Origin of the sequence: Ruegeria sp. SCP11 (assembly GCF_040329455.1) — a bacterium.
GTDB classification, from domain to species: domain Bacteria; phylum Pseudomonadota; class Alphaproteobacteria; order Rhodobacterales; family Rhodobacteraceae; genus Ruegeria; species Ruegeria atlantica_E.
Window position 1 is genome coordinate 21,829 of record NZ_JBDZYG010000021.1, and the last position, 16,341, is coordinate 38,169.

Annotated in this window: 16 protein-coding genes and 1 riboswitch; of the genes, 4 read left to right on the forward strand and 12 right to left on the reverse strand. The window is 52.4% G+C overall.

The features are described from left to right. Nucleotides 1-190 precede the first annotated feature (190 nt). From ABLN94_RS22645 to ABLN94_RS22685, 9 genes are all read right to left on the reverse strand, one after another. Entirely contained in the window at nucleotides 191-460 is a 270-nt protein-coding gene (locus ABLN94_RS22645; RefSeq protein WP_352996683.1) for a WGR domain-containing protein, read from the reverse strand. A gap of 85 nt (nucleotides 461-545) precedes the next feature. Continuing rightward, nucleotides 546-1,667 carry a hypothetical protein gene (locus ABLN94_RS22650; protein ID WP_352996684.1) on the reverse strand — a complete coding sequence of 374 codons (1,122 nt, stop codon included), beginning with the start codon at nucleotides 1,665-1,667 and terminating at the stop codon, nucleotides 546-548. Between the two features lie 281 nt (nucleotides 1,668-1,948). Beyond that, a complete protein-coding gene (locus tag ABLN94_RS22655; RefSeq protein ID WP_352996685.1) occupies nucleotides 1,949-2,299 on the reverse strand; it encodes a hypothetical protein in 351 nt (116 codons plus the stop codon). Nucleotides 2,300-2,658: 359 nt separating this feature from the next. Further along, nucleotides 2,659-5,124: a S8 family peptidase gene (locus ABLN94_RS22660; protein WP_352996687.1), complete on the reverse strand. Its 2,466-nt coding sequence runs from the start codon at nucleotides 5,122-5,124 to the stop codon at nucleotides 2,659-2,661. Then, nucleotides 5,030-6,151: an AAA family ATPase gene (locus ABLN94_RS22665; RefSeq protein ID WP_352996689.1), complete on the reverse strand. Its 1,122-nt coding sequence runs from the start codon at nucleotides 6,149-6,151 to the stop codon at nucleotides 5,030-5,032. The genes ABLN94_RS22660 and ABLN94_RS22665 overlap by 95 nt, the downstream gene beginning before the upstream one ends. 229 nt (nucleotides 6,152-6,380) lie before the next feature. Beyond that, complete coding sequence (locus ABLN94_RS22670) at nucleotides 6,381-7,418, reverse strand: helix-turn-helix domain-containing protein (RefSeq protein WP_352996691.1); 1,038 nt, start codon at nucleotides 7,416-7,418, stop codon at nucleotides 6,381-6,383. A 239-nt stretch (nucleotides 7,419-7,657) separates the two neighbouring features. Further along, nucleotides 7,658-8,671 carry a plasmid partitioning protein RepB gene (gene repB / locus ABLN94_RS22675; protein WP_352996693.1) on the reverse strand — a complete coding sequence of 338 codons (1,014 nt, stop codon included), beginning with the start codon at nucleotides 8,669-8,671 and terminating at the stop codon, nucleotides 7,658-7,660. Next, nucleotides 8,671-9,855: a plasmid partitioning protein RepA gene (repA, locus tag ABLN94_RS22680; protein WP_170416192.1), complete on the reverse strand. Its 1,185-nt coding sequence runs from the start codon at nucleotides 9,853-9,855 to the stop codon at nucleotides 8,671-8,673. Before repA ends, repB begins: the two co-directional genes overlap by 1 nt. Nucleotides 9,856-10,283: 428 nt before the next feature. After that, nucleotides 10,284-11,339: a tyrosine-type recombinase/integrase gene (locus ABLN94_RS22685; protein ID WP_352996695.1), complete on the reverse strand. Its 1,056-nt coding sequence runs from the start codon at nucleotides 11,337-11,339 to the stop codon at nucleotides 10,284-10,286. A 233-nt stretch (nucleotides 11,340-11,572) separates the two neighbouring features. Here ABLN94_RS22685 and ABLN94_RS22690 point away from each other — a divergent pair, with 233 nt between their 5' ends. Further along, nucleotides 11,573-12,049 (forward strand): DUF411 domain-containing protein, encoded by a 477-nt coding sequence (locus tag ABLN94_RS22690; protein ID WP_352996697.1) that lies wholly within the window; start codon nucleotides 11,573-11,575, stop codon nucleotides 12,047-12,049. A 210-nt stretch (nucleotides 12,050-12,259) separates the two neighbouring features. Here the strand turns inward: ABLN94_RS22690 and ABLN94_RS22695 are convergent, their stop codons facing one another. Continuing rightward, nucleotides 12,260-12,478, reverse strand: coding sequence for a GDCCVxC domain-containing (seleno)protein (locus ABLN94_RS22695; RefSeq protein ID WP_352996699.1), 219 nt, complete (start codon nucleotides 12,476-12,478; stop codon nucleotides 12,260-12,262). A gap of 4 nt (nucleotides 12,479-12,482) precedes the next feature. Further along, a complete protein-coding gene (locus ABLN94_RS22700) occupies nucleotides 12,483-12,806 on the reverse strand; it encodes a hypothetical protein (protein WP_352996701.1) in 324 nt (107 codons plus the stop codon). Between the two features lie 145 nt (nucleotides 12,807-12,951). Between ABLN94_RS22700 and ABLN94_RS22705 the strand changes: the two genes are divergently transcribed. Both ABLN94_RS22705 and ABLN94_RS22710 read left to right on the forward strand, forming a co-directional pair. After that, nucleotides 12,952-13,371 (forward strand): MerR family DNA-binding protein, encoded by a 420-nt coding sequence (locus ABLN94_RS22705; RefSeq protein ID WP_352996703.1) that lies wholly within the window; start codon nucleotides 12,952-12,954, stop codon nucleotides 13,369-13,371. 363 nt (nucleotides 13,372-13,734) lie between these two features. Further along, nucleotides 13,735-14,343, forward strand: a complete 609-nt coding sequence (locus ABLN94_RS22710; protein WP_352996704.1) for a transglutaminase-like cysteine peptidase — start codon at nucleotides 13,735-13,737, stop codon at nucleotides 14,341-14,343. Between the two features lie 105 nt (nucleotides 14,344-14,448). Here ABLN94_RS22710 and ABLN94_RS22715 read toward each other — a convergent pair whose 3' ends face one another. Then, entirely contained in the window at nucleotides 14,449-15,132 is a 684-nt protein-coding gene (locus tag ABLN94_RS22715; protein ID WP_352996706.1) for an energy-coupling factor ABC transporter permease, read from the reverse strand. Between the two features lie 76 nt (nucleotides 15,133-15,208). Further along, a riboswitch (cobalamin riboswitch) is annotated at nucleotides 15,209-15,421 on the reverse strand. 215 nt (nucleotides 15,422-15,636) lie between these two features. Between ABLN94_RS22715 and ABLN94_RS22720 the strand changes: the two genes are divergently transcribed. Continuing rightward, nucleotides 15,637-16,299, forward strand: coding sequence for a L,D-transpeptidase (locus ABLN94_RS22720; RefSeq protein WP_050605692.1), 663 nt, complete (start codon nucleotides 15,637-15,639; stop codon nucleotides 16,297-16,299). Nucleotides 16,300-16,341 lie beyond the last annotated feature (42 nt).

Genomic DNA, 16,341 nt, shown 5'->3' on the forward strand with positions numbered 1-16,341 from the left:
ACCACGGCATGGAGCGACCATGACCCAAAGCCCCTGCCCCGGCTCGCAAGAGACGGGTCAGGGGCTACTGGGACAGGGAGATCATGCCGGGGTGTTCTGGGTGGAAGCCGATACGTCGGCTGAAACCTAGAGCCTGGTCACGAGCCGAACGGCTCGGGATTTGCCAAGGGACAAAGGCTGCAGCCCGAAATCACTCACCGACCGGGACGTAGCCTCGTCGGCGCTTTAGCTTTTCGAGTTTGTTGAGTGCATCAGTGGCCTGGGCTTCATTTTCATATGTCACCATCATGGCCTGCCCGTTTGTGCCGATACGTCCCCAGGTCCGCAGGACGGACACTTCGCCAAACAGCGTTGGCTGCAACTCTATTCCGTAGAACCGCGCCATGTTGACGTCCGGGTCCACGTGGATCAGGTGGACAGATGTGGTCGCCGTCAGCTCCATGACACGATTGTCGATCAATAAAGCTCGTCTGTCCAATGACTTTGCAAAACGAGGTGACCGGGATCTCACTCCCAGTCACCCAACTGACGTTACGTCGTCGGCTTCAGCGCTTTATCACACCGTGTTCCTCATAAGCGTTCAACAGCATTTCCACATACTTGGCGGTATTTGCCGTCATTCCGCCTAAATCAGGCCAGGCGAATGGTTCCGAGAATGCGGAAATCTCTTGTTCGACCTCGAGCCCGAGCTTCGCGGCAACCGCCAGCGCAGAAGTCGGTTCCTTGTCCTCCGGCCATAACAACTCGTCAAAGGTGATCCAAACAACCTCTCTGTCGATCAGACTTATTTGTGCGCGAATAGCGCCAAGCCGTTCGTTGACTGTGGTCGCGTCCTCAAGCAACGCACAGCGAACCAGAGTTGAAACGGTTTCCTCATCCAGACACAGTGTAAGCCGCGGCTCCACAATCCTTATTTCCGGTTTCTGCCTTTGCGCCACATCTGGATTATGAACTGGCTCCCCGGGAAACTGATCATCGAATGGTACCGGATGGATATTCAATGGGTGAGTGCCACAGTTGGGACAATGCCAGTAGTTTTCGGCCGCTTGCGCGCCCGTGATCTGTGCATCGCAACTGTGACAAAACCATGTTGCGGCGTCGCCACGCCCCAAAGGATGCCGTGCTACGCCATCAAGATCTGCCTTTGTTGATCTTCGTGGCCAATCAACCGCCATCTGCGCGCGCACTCTATTGCTGCGCGCCTGAGCGATCTCAAGAAGTTGGGCAAGAAAGTTCGGATCATTTACCGGGCTTGTTTCTAAATAGCGCTCGTCAATTTCAACAATAGGCGCTTCAAGCGGAGCCTCAGGGATCCGTAAATCCCAACCTTTGCCTGAAACTACAACATCACCAAGACTGTCTCCAATCTGGTACCAGTGACCGCAAAGCTCCCCTTCTTCGCATGCCAGTTCGAAAGAGAATAGAGCATCGTTATTAGTAGCATCACCGTTTGTCTTGGCACCAGCATCGCATACAAACGCTTCAGCTTGCTTGAGATCGTCTTCGGTTGGCTGCCATTTTGCCTTCACTGCATCAGTCAGTGCTTTCCAATGAGCAAAACCGAGCTCTACTGCGATAGCGTTCAGAGCTTCATTGTGGGCAACAGTGGTCGCTCGCGCGTACCGCTTCCCCAACACTTTTAATTTCTTCATGTGATAATCTGACATGTGTCATCTCCTTTTGGATCTGACTAGGTGCCCGCTACTAATCATTCCGCGCAGTAGACGCGGAGGCGCAAATTTTATGCTGAAACGCTGCTTAGCTTTGCATGGCGGGCACACCGGCCTGCGTGAAGGCCAATCACTGGGTATGACTTCTATAGCGTATCGTCAAGCACCTTAAATGGTCGTTCAACAAATTCGAAATTGGCCACAAGATTGGCACGGTTGTCGATCCGATCGGCGTCGATTTAGTCAACAAAACCTTCTGCGTAGTTCCAGTTCGAAAGCTAGAGCATGTGGGATCCAGACGCGACTACATAGAACTCAGGAATGGTGACTGAACTTGCGTATTCAAGGACTTCGCGCGTTGGGATAACGAGAGTTGATTGGCCCTTTGGGGCATAGCAGTTCTTTCCAGATTTCGCATACCAAGCAGTTCCGCCCCAACCGCCGCTATGCTCGGTATAAAGGCGCCCTGCACTCGGCTTGGTACCGGTGACTTGAGTAACCTTCAATTCCAATAACCCACCTTGAGTGCTGCGGATTACAACCTGATCGCCTTCGTTGACGGATCTCAAATACTGTTCAATCTCGTATTTGGTCTGCGTGCTAGAAGGATCGACTTCGGGTGTTTTCATAAAGAAATCTCTCCTGGAAAAGAACTTTGGTTGGTCAGGCTATTGAGGGCGAATTCTGTCGGCTCAGCTCCGCGGCTCCGATACGGCAAACTTGGCGCAAAGTTTAACCAGTAAAAAACCCTCACCTCGCTCATCGACCCAATCCGGACTCCCAAATGCCCTCAAATTTGCAATGTGTCTCGCCATAGTTGCTATTCGGGGAACAAGTACAAGCTGTTCCATCGTCGATGGGATAGTGTACCGAAGGGCCAATTAAATTTTTTCTGACTGACATATAGCGCTCATGGAGACGCGACCAGGTAATTTTGACACCCAGACTGGTATGATCGGACAAGTGGCTCCCAATTTTCTCCTCGCCCTCAAACCGCTACGACAGCTTGGGCCGCCACCAATGCATCAACGGCAGTCTGCACCTCAGAAAAAAGCTCCGCCTGCAGTTCTTCAGCATCAATTTCAACAATGAGCGCATATCTGAACGTCGGCAGCTCGCCTTGCAACAACGCTTTTGATTTTCTCCAGCCAGAAACCGGATGAACAGCAACAAGATTGCGACGCGCTAAGTCGGAAGCTCGACATGTCAGTTGATCGATATGAAGCGATCCCACATCGCGCCGGTTACTACCGAAATCCCAAAGATCGTCTTCAGCACTTGGTGGACCTTCTGGCTGTTCGGCAAGTTTACTGATGCGGGCCATAAATCGTTGAGCGTTTTCATCAGCTCGGTTCAACTTGAAGCGCAAATTGTGCGATGCGTATCGGTATTTTGACCCACGTGAAGCTTCGGACGGGTTAGGAGCAATAAATGTACTCAAAGTCACTCGCAACGTTACTTCTGCATTGCCAAGCGAACGCAATTGTTCAACTGGCCAAGGCAAGGTGAACAGCTTCATTTCATTGTGGATATCTCCGCCAGTTTTCTCTGACAATCCATATGGGGTGATAGTATCCTCGACAATGAGCGTAAGAGCATTGGACGCGCTACGGCGGGCGCGACTGAGATCGGGCACCCCATATCCATAGCGTTGGAACAGCGTCGCGTAGTGGCCCTTGTTTGGTTCGGCTGGTAAATGTGACAGCATTTGAGGCGTCCAACGGGCTGACGAAACATACAGTCCACGTACAGTTTCAGGCCATAGCTGCGGGTATTCAGACCAGAGCTCCGATATCCCCTTTGCAGCAAGCGCTGTCGCCGCGCTTGTATCGTAAGTAAACGTAAACGAGCGCAGCGGATAATTGTGATGTGTTGAAAGAAGAGACAGCCAACCATGCCGCATCGGTGGGGGTACAGCACTGGATGCCCAGTTTCCACCTTCTAAAACGATATCCGGTTTGAGCGGCCAAGTGGAAGACCAAGATGCCGTTCTGGAAGCCGGAGAAAGGTCACCAAACGGTGCCAGCGGTGATGCGATTTCTCCCTCTGGCAATAGTGTTTTTTCAGTATAAGCACCTATCGTAAGAGCGTTCCACGCCTGCGCTGGTGACTCGATCTCATTGTCTTCATGGTCGCATTTGTTCAGGTAGTCGCCGGCCCCAAACGTGAAATTGTCGGTGTTGCCAGCGGAGACAAGGATGAGCCTGGGCGTGTCGACCGCACCTGAAACACCGGCGGCGAGCTGATCAAGCTCACTGGACCATGATGTCGGTGCGCCATCGTGCGGAGAGTCTTCGCCAGTGGTGGTGGTCATAGTAAAAGTGCGACGGCGCGGGTGGGTTTGTTCAACGATGTTGACAGCGTTGCGGGTTACCGCTCCAAGAAGATGGTGGGGATTCACACCTGCGTCCGGCAACAACTTGACTGATTCAAGCCGGTTTACAACGGTAATCGGATTGGCTTGGTGGAGGTTTGGCGTAAGGTCACCGAACAAAGCCAAGCCGGCCATTTGCGTCCCGTGTCCCTTCACGTCGTCGAGACTCCAGGCCGGGTTGGCGGCGTGCCTGTCAGCTGCGGCAAGTGCGGGATCAATTAGCGGATGTGCGCGGCTTACACCAGTATCCATCAGAGTCACGTACCCAGGATTTGGGTGCAGAGGAAATTCGGTTCTCTGCAGGAGTTCGTCAACCCATTGAGCCTGCTCTTGGACATCCATTCCGTCGAAAAAATCGGCGGTAACAGTCGGTGCCGCCATCGCACGAACACCGCCAAGACGTCGGATAGCATATCCTAGAACCTCCGGTGTACCGTGAGCAATCACGACTACATCTTCTGGAAAATGCAGGCGTTCTTCGCCAATTGCCAAACCAAATTTTGGGGCATTTTCAGTGAAGTTGTCGACTTCATTTGGCTCCAACCAAATTTCCCAATTCGCGGGGCCACGACCTTCAGGAAATTTGTTGCTAGGGCTGCGCCAAAGAGCGCGAAGCCCAGCCTCGGTTATGGCTGCAACGCTTTGAACGAGATCCGCGTTCTTTGGCCGCCCTGGAACGATCTCGCCATCTTTGACACGGTCAGGCGTATTTTCGTTTTCAAATTGGTCGACCTTCTTACGGAGCTTTTCTATGCCTTTGGCCGTCGCAAAAACCGTCGCACGCTCCTGATTGGTGCCACTATGCGACCCGTCTTCAAAACGAAGCAATGTTAAATCGCTTGCATCAAGGCTGTCTTTCTTCAAACGCTCGTTTGGCCGAGACGTAACCTCCAGGTAAACCCCAGGAATATCCGTCTGCTGGGTATTTGGAAGTGCGTCAATAGCCTGAAGAAGCGCTTGCGCGTGGGCCGCACGATCTAGAACATCACTTGGCCTTTTTTGACCTCCCCCGCCTTTGGCTTGAAACGGGTGTGCCTTTCCCAGGTCGCGAAGATGAAAGTGTCGAAGATTCCTTGCCAACTGTGTCGGTTCCTAAAACTTGTAATGAACGGCGGCGTTCGAGAGCCGCTATCAAATCTTGTGTCGCAATTTTGTCTGTATCTGTAAGCACCGCACGTCGTGCTGCGTCTTCAGCGGCGGCTACAACATCCGCTGTAGACAATCCATTGGCAAAGTCCGTCACCTTTTTCCAGCTTATTCTGGCAATAGAAAAGTTTATCAAACGACGCTCTATTGCCTGCCTGATCGAAGACGCATCTGGCATCTCGTACGGGAGTACAAGATCGAACCGTCGCAATACTGCACGATCAAGAATATCAGGCAAATTGGTTGTGGCGATAACAATGGACGGCCCTGTATCCTCGTCGAGGAACTGCAAGAAAGAATTGAGCACACGCCTGGCTTCTCCGACATCATTGTCGTTCCCGCGCGCAGCCGCAAGGGCGTCGATCTCGTCAAACAAGTAAACGCCGCGTGTGGTCTTAACCGCGTCAAACACCATTTTTAGCTTTTGAGCTGTCTCGCCCATAAATTTGGTGATCAAACCGTGCAACATGACGGAAAACAGCGGAAACTGAAGCTCTCCTGCAAGCGCTGACGCGCTCAATGTCTTTCCTGTGCCCGGCGGGCCAGACAACAAAAGCCGGCGTCGCGGTTTTAAGCCCTTTTCCTCAAGTTTCTCACGCATTCTCGTCTCTACAACAACATGGGCGAGCTCATCTTCAATACGTAGAGGCAAAATGACATCGACAACCCGCTCCGTTGGGTATGAGGCGGCAAGAAATGCTGCCATGTCACCGCGCGGAGCAGCTATCGGGGTGACAGCAGGTGCGTGTGATACCGGGGTTTTCTGCCCCATTTCCGCCCATTGACGTAGCTGTTCGGCCAAGCGCCTATGCCCCTTTTGCTCTTCGCTCGCAGAAAGTTGCATCGCCAGATCGTAAAAGCGATCCACGTCACCCTCTGCATGGCTCTTTACGAGTCCGATGAGTTGTTGAGCCGATGCCATAGCTGGAAAGTTATCCTTTAGAAACAACAGGAAAGTCACCTAACTTCTTTATTTTACAAAACAAAAGACAGGTTGGCCAGCCAATTTGAGCTCAGTATTTGCCGTTGTGACAATTGGGTCTATACTTCGCGAATGAGGTAGTAAACGTACCGCAAAGCTCCGGCATTCAGCGAGGACTACAGCGCGGAAAAATCTGACAAAGAGACAAACCGCTGCAGGAGTTTCCGGTGGCGCCTTCGAGCAATTGGCCGCTATCTGGGGCACTACGTTAAGTATTCTTGCGATCTTCCCATCCATCCCGCCTAGTTTTCTGAGGTATCAACAGAGTCCTCGGTTCCATTTCTCCGCGATCAATCTTGTTCATAATCCACGTCAGGTACGCTCTATGGCTTCGTACTTCTTCAACGCGTTGCAAAATATAACCCAAGACCATGAAGCGTATTGCTGGGGGATGTGATGATTTCATTGCATACCAACCCTCCCCAAGTCGCATGTGGTCAGCCAATTGGTCCATTAGTCGATCACAATGTGTTTCATCTCGTGCGAACCGCAATTCTGAACACAGCCGAGGGAATGCGTGTTCCATTTGATCCGGGGTCACCTTCTTCCAATAATGATCTTCTTTTTTACTATTATGAATCAGTAAATGTTCTTTGTGCCCCTCAATTTCACCGTCGCCATCCCTCAAATTGATGGGCTCGTAGGTTTCCGACGAGCGGTTTTCCACAGAAACACACTCATTTATCTCGTCCAGCAGCCCCTGAAGAACGTCCTGTTGCGGCCGACGGCGTAGGATTAGTCGCGCCCGAACGAGTAGATCCTGAACTCCATCTGAGATGACGTCTTGAAGCCGGGCCATCGCTACTGTGCATTCATCCCGAAGCACCCGAAGGGCCTCTTGCGCACGACGATAATCACCAGCGAGGGCTGTAAACTCCGCATGACGGGTTGCCAGGGGTAGAAGCGACAATCCACTGACCAGCGTTACCTGCCCTGCTCCGTCTCGTCTGCACCATCTTTTACCGTTTGCTGCGGTAGTGCGTTTAATGATGCCCAATTTTACCAACTTCGAGATGTGTCGCTCTACTGTTTGAACGCTCACGTGGGCACGCTCAGCTATTGAAGAATTGCTAGCATAGACGATGTGATGTTCATCGGCCATTTCGCTGACACGGTCAGCTGACATAAATGAAAGCATGGCTCGCACAATAGATATGCTTGTTGCTTTCAACCCAAGTGGTTCACGGGCCTCTTCTATAGCACGGAGTTGCATCCATTTGGGCGCACTGCTCCCCTGCCCGGTCAACGACCTGACTGCTCCTGATGGAGCGAAATTTGTTACTGTCCTCATGGTTTTTTGTCAGCAGACACAGAAATATCGCCCACCCAAGGGTGTTTTTTCTTGTGTGGTGATTCGGGAGGAGCTAAGTTCAAGTTGCTAGACAAGATTTGGTCCTCGGGAGCATCACCGCTTTCGGGGGCTATTTCTTTCTACCTTTTCTCCTTTGCTCGCTTGCCTATGATTTGTTCACAGCTGTGAACTTCTTACTTCCGTCCGCTTACTGCCTCAAAGCGGTCCCGGAATTCCTTCATTAGAGATTCAATGTGTTCGTCTAGCCAATCAGAGAAGCCTGGGGCTACGCTGTCATTTATACTTATGTTCAGTCCGGAAGCTCCTTGTTTGACAGTTGCCAGGCCCTCTCCGACGATTCTGGGGTTCGGTCTAGGTGTTTCGGATTTCCTCTTTATCTCATCAAGCAGCGCCAGGAGTCGTTCGTCTGAAGAAGAGTCGGGAGGCAGTTTCTCCAGTTCACGGAATGCGTTGCGAAGCGTGATCACCTTTTGATCTAAAGCGTCCACCAAGATCATCCACTTGGTGCGACCAAAGCCTGGCGCGGCTCCAATGGCATCACCCAGTTCACGCGGTATTGACTTCGTAACGCGCTCTAAGTTGGACAACCCAGACTTGGTCAGGGACATGATTGTTATGACTTCTGACCTGCTTTTTCCTGAAGCAATGATGTCTGTAGCAAATCGAGCGCGCTCGTAGAATGTGAGATCCTTCCTGGACGCATTTTCAAGAGCCTTGGCAATCAGAGCCTTGTCATCATCAAGATCGACAACATTAGCTTTAATCTTAATGTTCTCATCTGGGTAGTTTTCTTTCAGATAGCGGCAGGCAGCAAGACGACGCCGACCATAAATGATTTGGTAACGACCGGTTCGACCAGGTTCATGGCGCACCTGAATTGGTACTTGCTGACCATTTTCTCGAATGCTATCCGCCAATTGTTCAAGTGAATGGTTGGGTATGTCAGTGTCTTCGTCAGCTCCGGAGTTCACAGCTGTGAACTTCTCGAGTCGGTCTTCGACGCCCCAGTCATCGATAAGATCTGGGTCTATCTCATCTATAGCGTTATATGTGTCCTCAATGAATTGAAGACCCGGAGTGATTGGTCGGGCAGGGGCGGGGGCCGCCTCCTTGACATCCATAGTCGCTTGCTCTGCGATCTCCATCATGCTGGAATGACGCTTTCTTGCTCTGCGTTCTTTTGCCATCAGTTGCGTCCCCATGCTTCAAGAACCATATGTTCTACTTCTTTACCGACGGCATCCATAGAGGACTTGGCTCGGTCGTAAGTTGCACGTGTCAGGTCCGATCTGTTCAGCTCATAGATTGATTGCTGAAGCATCGCTGCATCGCTAATCGCGGTGCTTTTCAGGCTGGTTGCAGTCATTACTCGCTCTTGAAAGAGGGCCCGCATGAACGCGACAATTGTTTGAGATGGTGTGTCGACCGGCTCATCCCGCGTAATCAAGAGACGGTAGTTATCATAAACAAGTTTTGCTCCGCTTCTTTCAATCACCTCCATGTACGACGAAGTCATTTTTAGAAACTGCGCTGTGGACGCGACATCGAGCATCGAAGGAGTTAGTGGCACAATCACTGAAGTCGCGGCCGCCATACCACCCATTGTGATAAAACCAAGGCTTGGGGGGCTATCGATCAGAACCACATCGTAGTCAGCCTCAACTGACATAAGAGCGTCGTGAAGGCGCGCGAAAAAGGGGTGTTGCTTGCTATTTAGTTTGGCCGACTCTGCCTCAAATTCGGACAGCATCAGTCCGCCGGGCGCGATCGAAAGGCCAGGAAAGTAAGTTTCTCGGATGACTTCCTTCATTGGGATTGGATCATGGTATGTGATCGCGTCGTAAACGGTATCAATACTCTCATCCAGCTCGGTTTGAAGGCCACACATTGCCGAAAGCGAGGCTTGAGGATCAAGGTCAACACAAAGCACCCTGAAGCCTTGCAGGGCGAGGTAATGCGCAAGGTGAATGCATGTCGTGGATTTGCTCGATCCGCCCTTGAAATTCATCACCTGAATTCGCTGTAGCGTCTCGCCTTCGCGCCGTCGTGGGACGTATCGTCCTGGAGTTTTACTACGGGCGTCCAGAAGTTTTCGTAGTTCCCAAACTTCCTGACCTGTATAATACCTACGACCGTGATTGATCTCACTGGCCTCGGGAACAGCGCCCTCAACAGTTGCCTTGCGAAGATACTGATGGCTAATGCCCATCAGGTCACAAACCTCTTGAGCTGGGAAAAGGCGCAGTTGCTTGGTTGAGTCTGGAGCATAGGCCGCAAGAAGGTGTTCTTTGATTGCGAGATTCAATCGACTACTGATCTCACTGCTGATATCAACTGGAGAAGTTGATGCTATGGGTGTGGTTGGGATCATGGTTACATCTGTATGCTCGAATTGGCGATTTACGCTCTACCATCACTGAGACCTGATGAAATGATTCAAGTCAACCTTTTTTTACATGTAGGGTAGTGAGCTAAGAGCTCTACCACATGTTGTTGGAATAGTTCACAGCTGTGAACTTTTTTTGAGGTGACGCAAAATGCAGGCTCTCTTGCCATGCGCATCGCATCCTGTGCTCTCGCAAACCTGTTGGGACCTGTGCTAGCTGAGTGCAAAGTGACACTGTCATCTCAAGACATGTTTGCAACATCGTCAGCTAGTCGATCAATTTGGATATCTATTGCGATCTGCTGCATATGTTTCCGCGCTGGCCACTTTGAAGGCGGAGCAGAGAAAAAGACATAGTCGCGGTAGCCAGCATATCCTTCGGGCTGAGATTGCTTTGAACAATCAGTAAGTGCTCACCCCAGCAGATCTGTAGCCGGGTTTTCGGCGATATCGACGTCGTCATAGTACTTTTGTGCCTGGGCCATGGAGCGGTGCAGCGAGAGGCGCATGGCAGCCTGGATTGGGGCGCCGTCCAGTGCGGCTTGGGTTAGGAACCCAGAACGCAGACCGTGCGGCGAGGCGAAGTCCTCCGGCAACCCTGCCAACTGGAGGCGATGTTTGACGATCTGATAGATAGCGTCCGGCGAAAGCCGACGTTTCAGCACACGATCCGCTTTTGAGACTGGTCTGAACAGTGGCCCGTTCTTAATCTGTCCAACCTCGATCCAATGGACCAACGCTTGGGCGGCGCGGCCTTTCAGCACCAGCCGTGGGGTTTCGCCCTTGGCCGTTGTCTTGGTCTCCAGCAGTGAAATCCAAACCAGGCTTTTCTCGTCGAACTCCTTCAGCGAAACGTCTTCAAACATCAACCCGGTGATCTCCGAGCGCCGTCTACCACCAGAAGCCCAACCCAGCATCAAGATGGCGCGGTCGCGGCAATCCCGCCGGGACCCTCGGCAGGTGGACAGCAACTGCTCGAGCACATCGCGGGTAATCGGGTGTTGTGATTTTGGGGCAGGGGGCCGGGCTGCAGCCCGGCGCGCCTTGGCACGGGCCTGCTTCACCTGCGGCGCACCGAAAGGGCTGGTCAGGTTCTTCATTCGATGAAAGGCAAGCCAGGAGGCGATGCGCCGGTCCAGCGTCGAAGGGGCAGGGCAGGCGAGAGACTTGCGCAGCCCCTGAGCAATTAGCGCTTCTGCGGTTTCGCGCGCCACATCCGTTTCTGGTGCGTCATTCAGATCGCGGGCGTGATCGAGAATGAAGGCGAGGGCGGTGGCCTCAGATTCCGGCCAGTCCAGCGTCGCTGCGAACCGCGCGGATTTCCAGGCAGTGACATAAAGCAGATCCCGTTCATATGCCCGCAGCGTGTTTTCCGGTGTGCCGCGCACATAAAGATCAGTGAGCGCCTCCTGATCCGTGTCCGAGAGGGCGGGGGAGGCGGCGGGGAGGTATGGGGCAGGGGGCTTCATGTACCCATTCTGCGTCAATTTGGGTCAGATTTCAAATAGCATGATAAGCGGAACTTATCGGGAATAATAGTAATTTGATAGCGTGGTGAAAGTAACGATCAAAATGACTAAGTTTTGCGCGCAAGGCGGGTAGGGGGTTTGCAACACAATAAAACCAGGAATATGTTGTCACGATACCATAATTGCTGGGCGCTCACTTCAAAGGGTCAAGACAAGTTTTCTCTGGAGGGAACATGACAATGAATAACCTGAGCCGTCGCCGCGTGATGCAAGGAACTGCGGCCCTCGCGGGAAGCGCGGCGCTTCCCGCCCTCGCGAAAACCGGCCCCTCAATCCATGTCCTGAAGGACCCGAATTGCGGGTGCTGCGGCTCGTGGATCAATATCATGCGAGCGGAAGGTTTTGAAGTGAGCGTGGAAAACAGTGCATGGGAGGCCCTGAACGCTCACAAAACCGCTAATGGCATACCGGAAGGCATGATGTCATGCCACACGGGCCGCGTGGAGGGCTACATGATCGAAGGACACGTCCCGCCCGCTGACATTCGGCGCCTGCTGGGCGAACGCCCGGATGCTGTCGGACTGTCGGTTCCGGGAATGCCTTTCGGCTCACCTGGCATGGGACCGGAAAGCGAGCGCGAAGCTTTTGACGTCTTCCTGATCCGCAAGGATGGATCCACAGAGGTGTTCGCCAGTTACCCGGCGGCATGAAGTGCCGGTAGCGCTGGCATGATCCTGAAAAACACAGCGCTCGCTTCTTCTGCCGGGTGTACGTGACATTCTTCACGGCAAACCAGTTGATCCGTAAGTTCACGCATGCCTTGTCCTACCGGGCAAGTTCCAGCCAACGGTGAAAAAATCCGGCGTTCGCAAAGCCTGCTGATTAGCTTTGCGGACACTCCGATATCCCGAATTGTCGTATCAATCGCAGCATTTTCTGCCCGCCTGAATTGGCGGGCATGGGGCCGATCCGTAGGAACAGTAGACGCAGCAATCGCCGGGAATTGGCCTCAGGACTGCTCCGCAAGATGTGCATTCGTAGAACCACTGACACGCGTCTGTTGGCATCACTTCAGGCTTTGAATGTCCACATTCCGGACAAATGATCGTACTGACAAGGCTCGGGCGTTTTTCACTCATGGCGTCACATCAAGGTTATCAAGAAATCATTAATTCGGATTTCGTTGAGCATGATAACCCAAGCAATTGTCGTCAGCGCAAAACTGCCTGTCAGCCACCATTTGAGGCGGTCGAGCGAACTACGGCGATACGCGACGATGCCAGAGAGAATAAGCAGAGCCGTCGAACCGCCAAGCCCGCAATAACTCGCGGCGGCGATCTTGCCAAATACGGCCAACCAGCTCCCTCCCAAGCCAAGTAAAATCAATGCCATCGGCAAGATGCAGCAGGTCGCAACGCCAAATGCGGTAAACGATCCAAGAAAACTCGCCCCTACAAATTTACTCATAGTCAGCTTTCTCCAACTTTGACGATCTCGAGCGGAAGCCGGTTCGGCTTCTTCGATTTTTGCTTCGTGCGGTTTGCGAAATTCGACATCATGACAGACAAATTGCATCCTGTAGTGGCTACAGGTTCAAGGGAAAGGTCATCACATGATTGCCATTGGCGAAGGGGCGAGATTGACCGGCCTGTCGGTCGAGGCGATCCGCTACTACGAACGGGACGGCATAGTCGAGAAAGCCGGTCGAACCGCCTCGGGGCGCCGCGCTTACACGGAACGGGAAGTATCCGAGCTTAGATTCATCAAACGCTGCCGCGATCTTGGCTTTACTATTCAGGATGCATGCGCACTTCGCGAATTGTCCAAAGCGCTCGAGCAAGCTTGTCGTGACGTCGAAGACGTCGCAACAAGACACCTTGAAAACGTCAGGTCAAAAATCGCCGCTCTCCAACGGCTGGAGCAAGCATTGGCAGAATTTGTGCAGACTTGCACTGAGGGAGCAGCATCATGCCCCCTGCTAACGGCGTTGCTCAACGAACCTGTCGTCAAAGATGTCATTAGCGGCCACTAATTGCAGCGCCCGGAAAAACCGAAACTGGCTACCTCAGCTTGTGGAGGAGCGGCTTTATTGTCCCGGTATTCCGTAACCCTCAGCGATGACGGCCGATCTCTGTTGTATTTTTGTTGAATGAAAGAATTGCGATCAGCTTACCCTCTAGTTCGCGCCGTTAGCTATACCGGACCGGTGATGGCGTGGATGCTCTGATGCTGTCAACTAAGTAAGAAATACCATAGAATCTGCAAATTTTTGCCGCTTTGCCCCTAGAGGCTAGGAAGCTGTTGCAATGCATCAAAACACATGAAGGCTTGCGATAGAGCACTCTTGGACTAGCAATTACGGAACCTTAGAGAAACGAGCATGGGGAAGGCAGATATGACAAATCCCACTTTAGTTCAGAGAAGGTTTTCGAAAAAGCTGTCGGGTCATCTATCAATGGTCTGTTTTATATGCAGCTATTTTGTCTCTGCCGCTGCATTGCAAGCCTCTGAGCTTCCCTTGATCGATCTTGATAGAAAGATTGAAGCGCCGTCGGGGGCCAAATCACTATGCAATGATTACTCTTGGGCGTGCGCGAAAACTCGTAGTTCTGGACTGTCCGAGGCGCAGGAAAAGCAGATCGTTAAAACGATCAACATGCGCGTCAATCGGAGGATTCACGCCGTTTCGGATCAAAGCCAATATGGAACAAAGGAATACTGGACATTGCCGACGCAAGGGTCAGGAGATTGCGAAGACTTTGCTTTGCAAAAGAAGTTTGAACTTGTGCAGAATGGTTTGGATCCTACGAAGCTACTAATTGCGACTGTCTTGGACACCAATCGCAATGGCCATGCTGTTCTTGTCTATCGCTCGAGTGAAGGCGACTTGGTTCTGGACAATGTTACCAACAGGATCAAAACGTGGAAAGAAACTAGGTATCTATTCCTAAGAATACAGGACCCACTACACCCTGACCGTTGGGTGCAGGTTTTTAGCGGCTAAAAGCAAATGTGGCGCGCCCTCGAGACGCGCCACAATAAGCTTTGGTCCTGCGACTACCAGTTGTTTCGCGGCAACCCCAGTTTAGGGCACCGCTTCAAACTTTGGTCAAGCTTCCGCAGCGTTGTACAAGCGCGGAGTCACCAGACCTGTGCTGTTCAAACCGCGCATCGCCTTGGCTGCCGCAAGCACTGCTAGATCAGCAATCGGCTCGATGACTATTACCAGCATATAGGCACCGCCAAAGGACAGAACCGACGCCATAGTTTCAGCACCAAATCCCTGGCCGTAGAAAGCCCAGAACGCAACCCATGCGACTACTCCCCCCTGATACATCGCACTCAGGGCAAGAGCTTGGCCATATTTGAGGTCAACATATGCTGTACCGGGTGCAATGATGCGGCTGGCCAATGCTTGTAGCGCAAATAGCGGCACCAGCAGAGTGGTTAGGTTGATGAAGTACTGCGGAAGATCGAACGGGGCAAAAAACACCCCTTGAATCAGCAGACCGGCTGCCAATCCAAAAGCCGCGGGTGCAGCACCGAGAAGCAGGAACAGCGTCGACCCCAGAATGAAGTGGACTTCAGAGACACCAACCGGGAAGTGTGGCAGGACTTCAAAGAAAAGGAAGACACCAACGGTGGCGAGCACCGAGCGCATGACAAAAGATGCAGGTCCATTCGCACGCAATGTGGGAAACGTTTCTTTCGCTGCGTAAGTAGCCGCGCCTGCGGCGGTAACATAGGAAAGCGCGATTTTGGCACCATTCACGATGCCCGGTTCGATGTGCATTTTATTTCTCCCTACCGCCTCACCCGGCGGCTTGTCAGGTTGAATCGGCCGTAAGGCCGACAGATACAGTCTGGGCATAGCCCGGCGTTTTACGGCAGGTCTCCTGACTCGCGGGTGCTCGCTCCGCCAACCTTCCCGGTTCCATTACGAACCAGTGGTGTCTTGGCATCGCTCTCCGCTCACAGTTGCGGGGGCAGTTACGGAATTGGCGCCGTTAAAAACACCGAACCGTATTCCCTTTTAATCCTTTTGGCTTCCGCCATCAGGAACCGAAAACAATTCACCGCTACAATGGCGGCTTCGTTTCTGTCAATTGTCTTTGCGACCTAGTCCGAAGTAGACTCGACCGAAGTAGGGTTCACGCAACCGGCGACATGGTCGACTAGGTAAACCAAGTGTTACCTGAAACCTCTTGAAGCTCTAGCTGCTAGAGGCTTTAAGACTCGAATTTGATCGCGAAAATGCGATGCAAATACATTAAACTTGTGAACCAGGACGAGATCTATGCTGACAAGGCGCCATTTCATTCAATCAACCACTGCGCTGTTCTCCGCGTCTGCGGCCAGTCCATTGATCGCCAAAACATGGCCAACCTCGTCGCAAAAGACCTATTGGGACAGCCAGGTCACGCCATTTGATTACGATCCAGCGACCTCAAATCCATGGGGCGTTCATGACCGTTTTTTACCACGACGTGTCGTAGCAAATGATGGTTTGGTTCCTGGTGACATCCATGTCGATGCCGTCGCGCGCTATCTTTACCATATCGAGGAAGGCGGGACAGCAATGCGCTATGGCGTAGCGATCGCGCGTGGGAACCTTTACGAGCCCGGTACCTATGCTATCCGGCGCAAGGTCGAGTGGCCACATTGGACACCAACGGCTTCAATGATCGAGCGCAACCCCGAATACGCGGAATTTCGGGATGGCATGGAACCCGGGCCAAGTAATGCTCTCGGCTCTCGAGCCCTTTATCTATACGTTGGGGATCGAGATACTTATCTCAGAATCCACGGTACACCTCAGCCCAGAAGCATCGGTGGTCGCGCAAGTTCTGGATGTGTTAGAATGATCATGGCCCATATCAATGATCTCTACCCACATGTAAAAATCGGCTCGACCGCATACTTATACTCGGCCGAAGATAGCGTCACAGCCCGCTCATAAATTTTGGGCAGCGTAGGTGGACGTCGCTGCCCTCTTTTTTTA

What these genes read in the sequence shown, in the direction of transcription:
- ABLN94_RS22650 (WP_352996684.1), bottom strand. Translation starts at nt 1,667, where the DNA reads ATGTCAGATTATCACATGAAGAAATTAAAAGTGTTGGGGAAGCGGTAC.
- ABLN94_RS22655 (WP_352996685.1), bottom strand. Translation starts at nt 2,299, where the DNA reads ATGAAAACACCCGAAGTCGATCCTTCTAGCACGCAGACCAAATACGAG.
- repB (WP_352996693.1), bottom strand. Translation starts at nt 8,671, where the DNA reads ATGGCAAAAGAACGCAGAGCAAGAAAGCGTCATTCCAGCATGATGGAG.
- repA (WP_170416192.1), bottom strand. Translation starts at nt 9,855, where the DNA reads ATGATCCCAACCACACCCATAGCATCAACTTCTCCAGTTGATATCAGC.
- ABLN94_RS22685 (WP_352996695.1), bottom strand. Translation starts at nt 11,339, where the DNA reads ATGAAGCCCCCTGCCCCATACCTCCCCGCCGCCTCCCCCGCCCTCTCG.
- ABLN94_RS22690 (WP_352996697.1), top strand. Translation starts at nt 11,573, where the DNA reads ATGACAATGAATAACCTGAGCCGTCGCCGCGTGATGCAAGGAACTGCG.
- ABLN94_RS22695 (WP_352996699.1), bottom strand. Translation starts at nt 12,478, where the DNA reads ATGAGTGAAAAACGCCCGAGCCTTGTCAGTACGATCATTTGTCCGGAA.
- ABLN94_RS22700 (WP_352996701.1), bottom strand. Translation starts at nt 12,806, where the DNA reads ATGAGTAAATTTGTAGGGGCGAGTTTTCTTGGATCGTTTACCGCATTT.
- ABLN94_RS22705 (WP_352996703.1), top strand. Translation starts at nt 12,952, where the DNA reads ATGATTGCCATTGGCGAAGGGGCGAGATTGACCGGCCTGTCGGTCGAG.
- ABLN94_RS22710 (WP_352996704.1), top strand. Translation starts at nt 13,735, where the DNA reads ATGACAAATCCCACTTTAGTTCAGAGAAGGTTTTCGAAAAAGCTGTCG.
- ABLN94_RS22715 (WP_352996706.1), bottom strand. Translation starts at nt 15,132, where the DNA reads ATGCACATCGAACCGGGCATCGTGAATGGTGCCAAAATCGCGCTTTCC.
- ABLN94_RS22720 (WP_050605692.1), top strand. Translation starts at nt 15,637, where the DNA reads ATGCTGACAAGGCGCCATTTCATTCAATCAACCACTGCGCTGTTCTCC.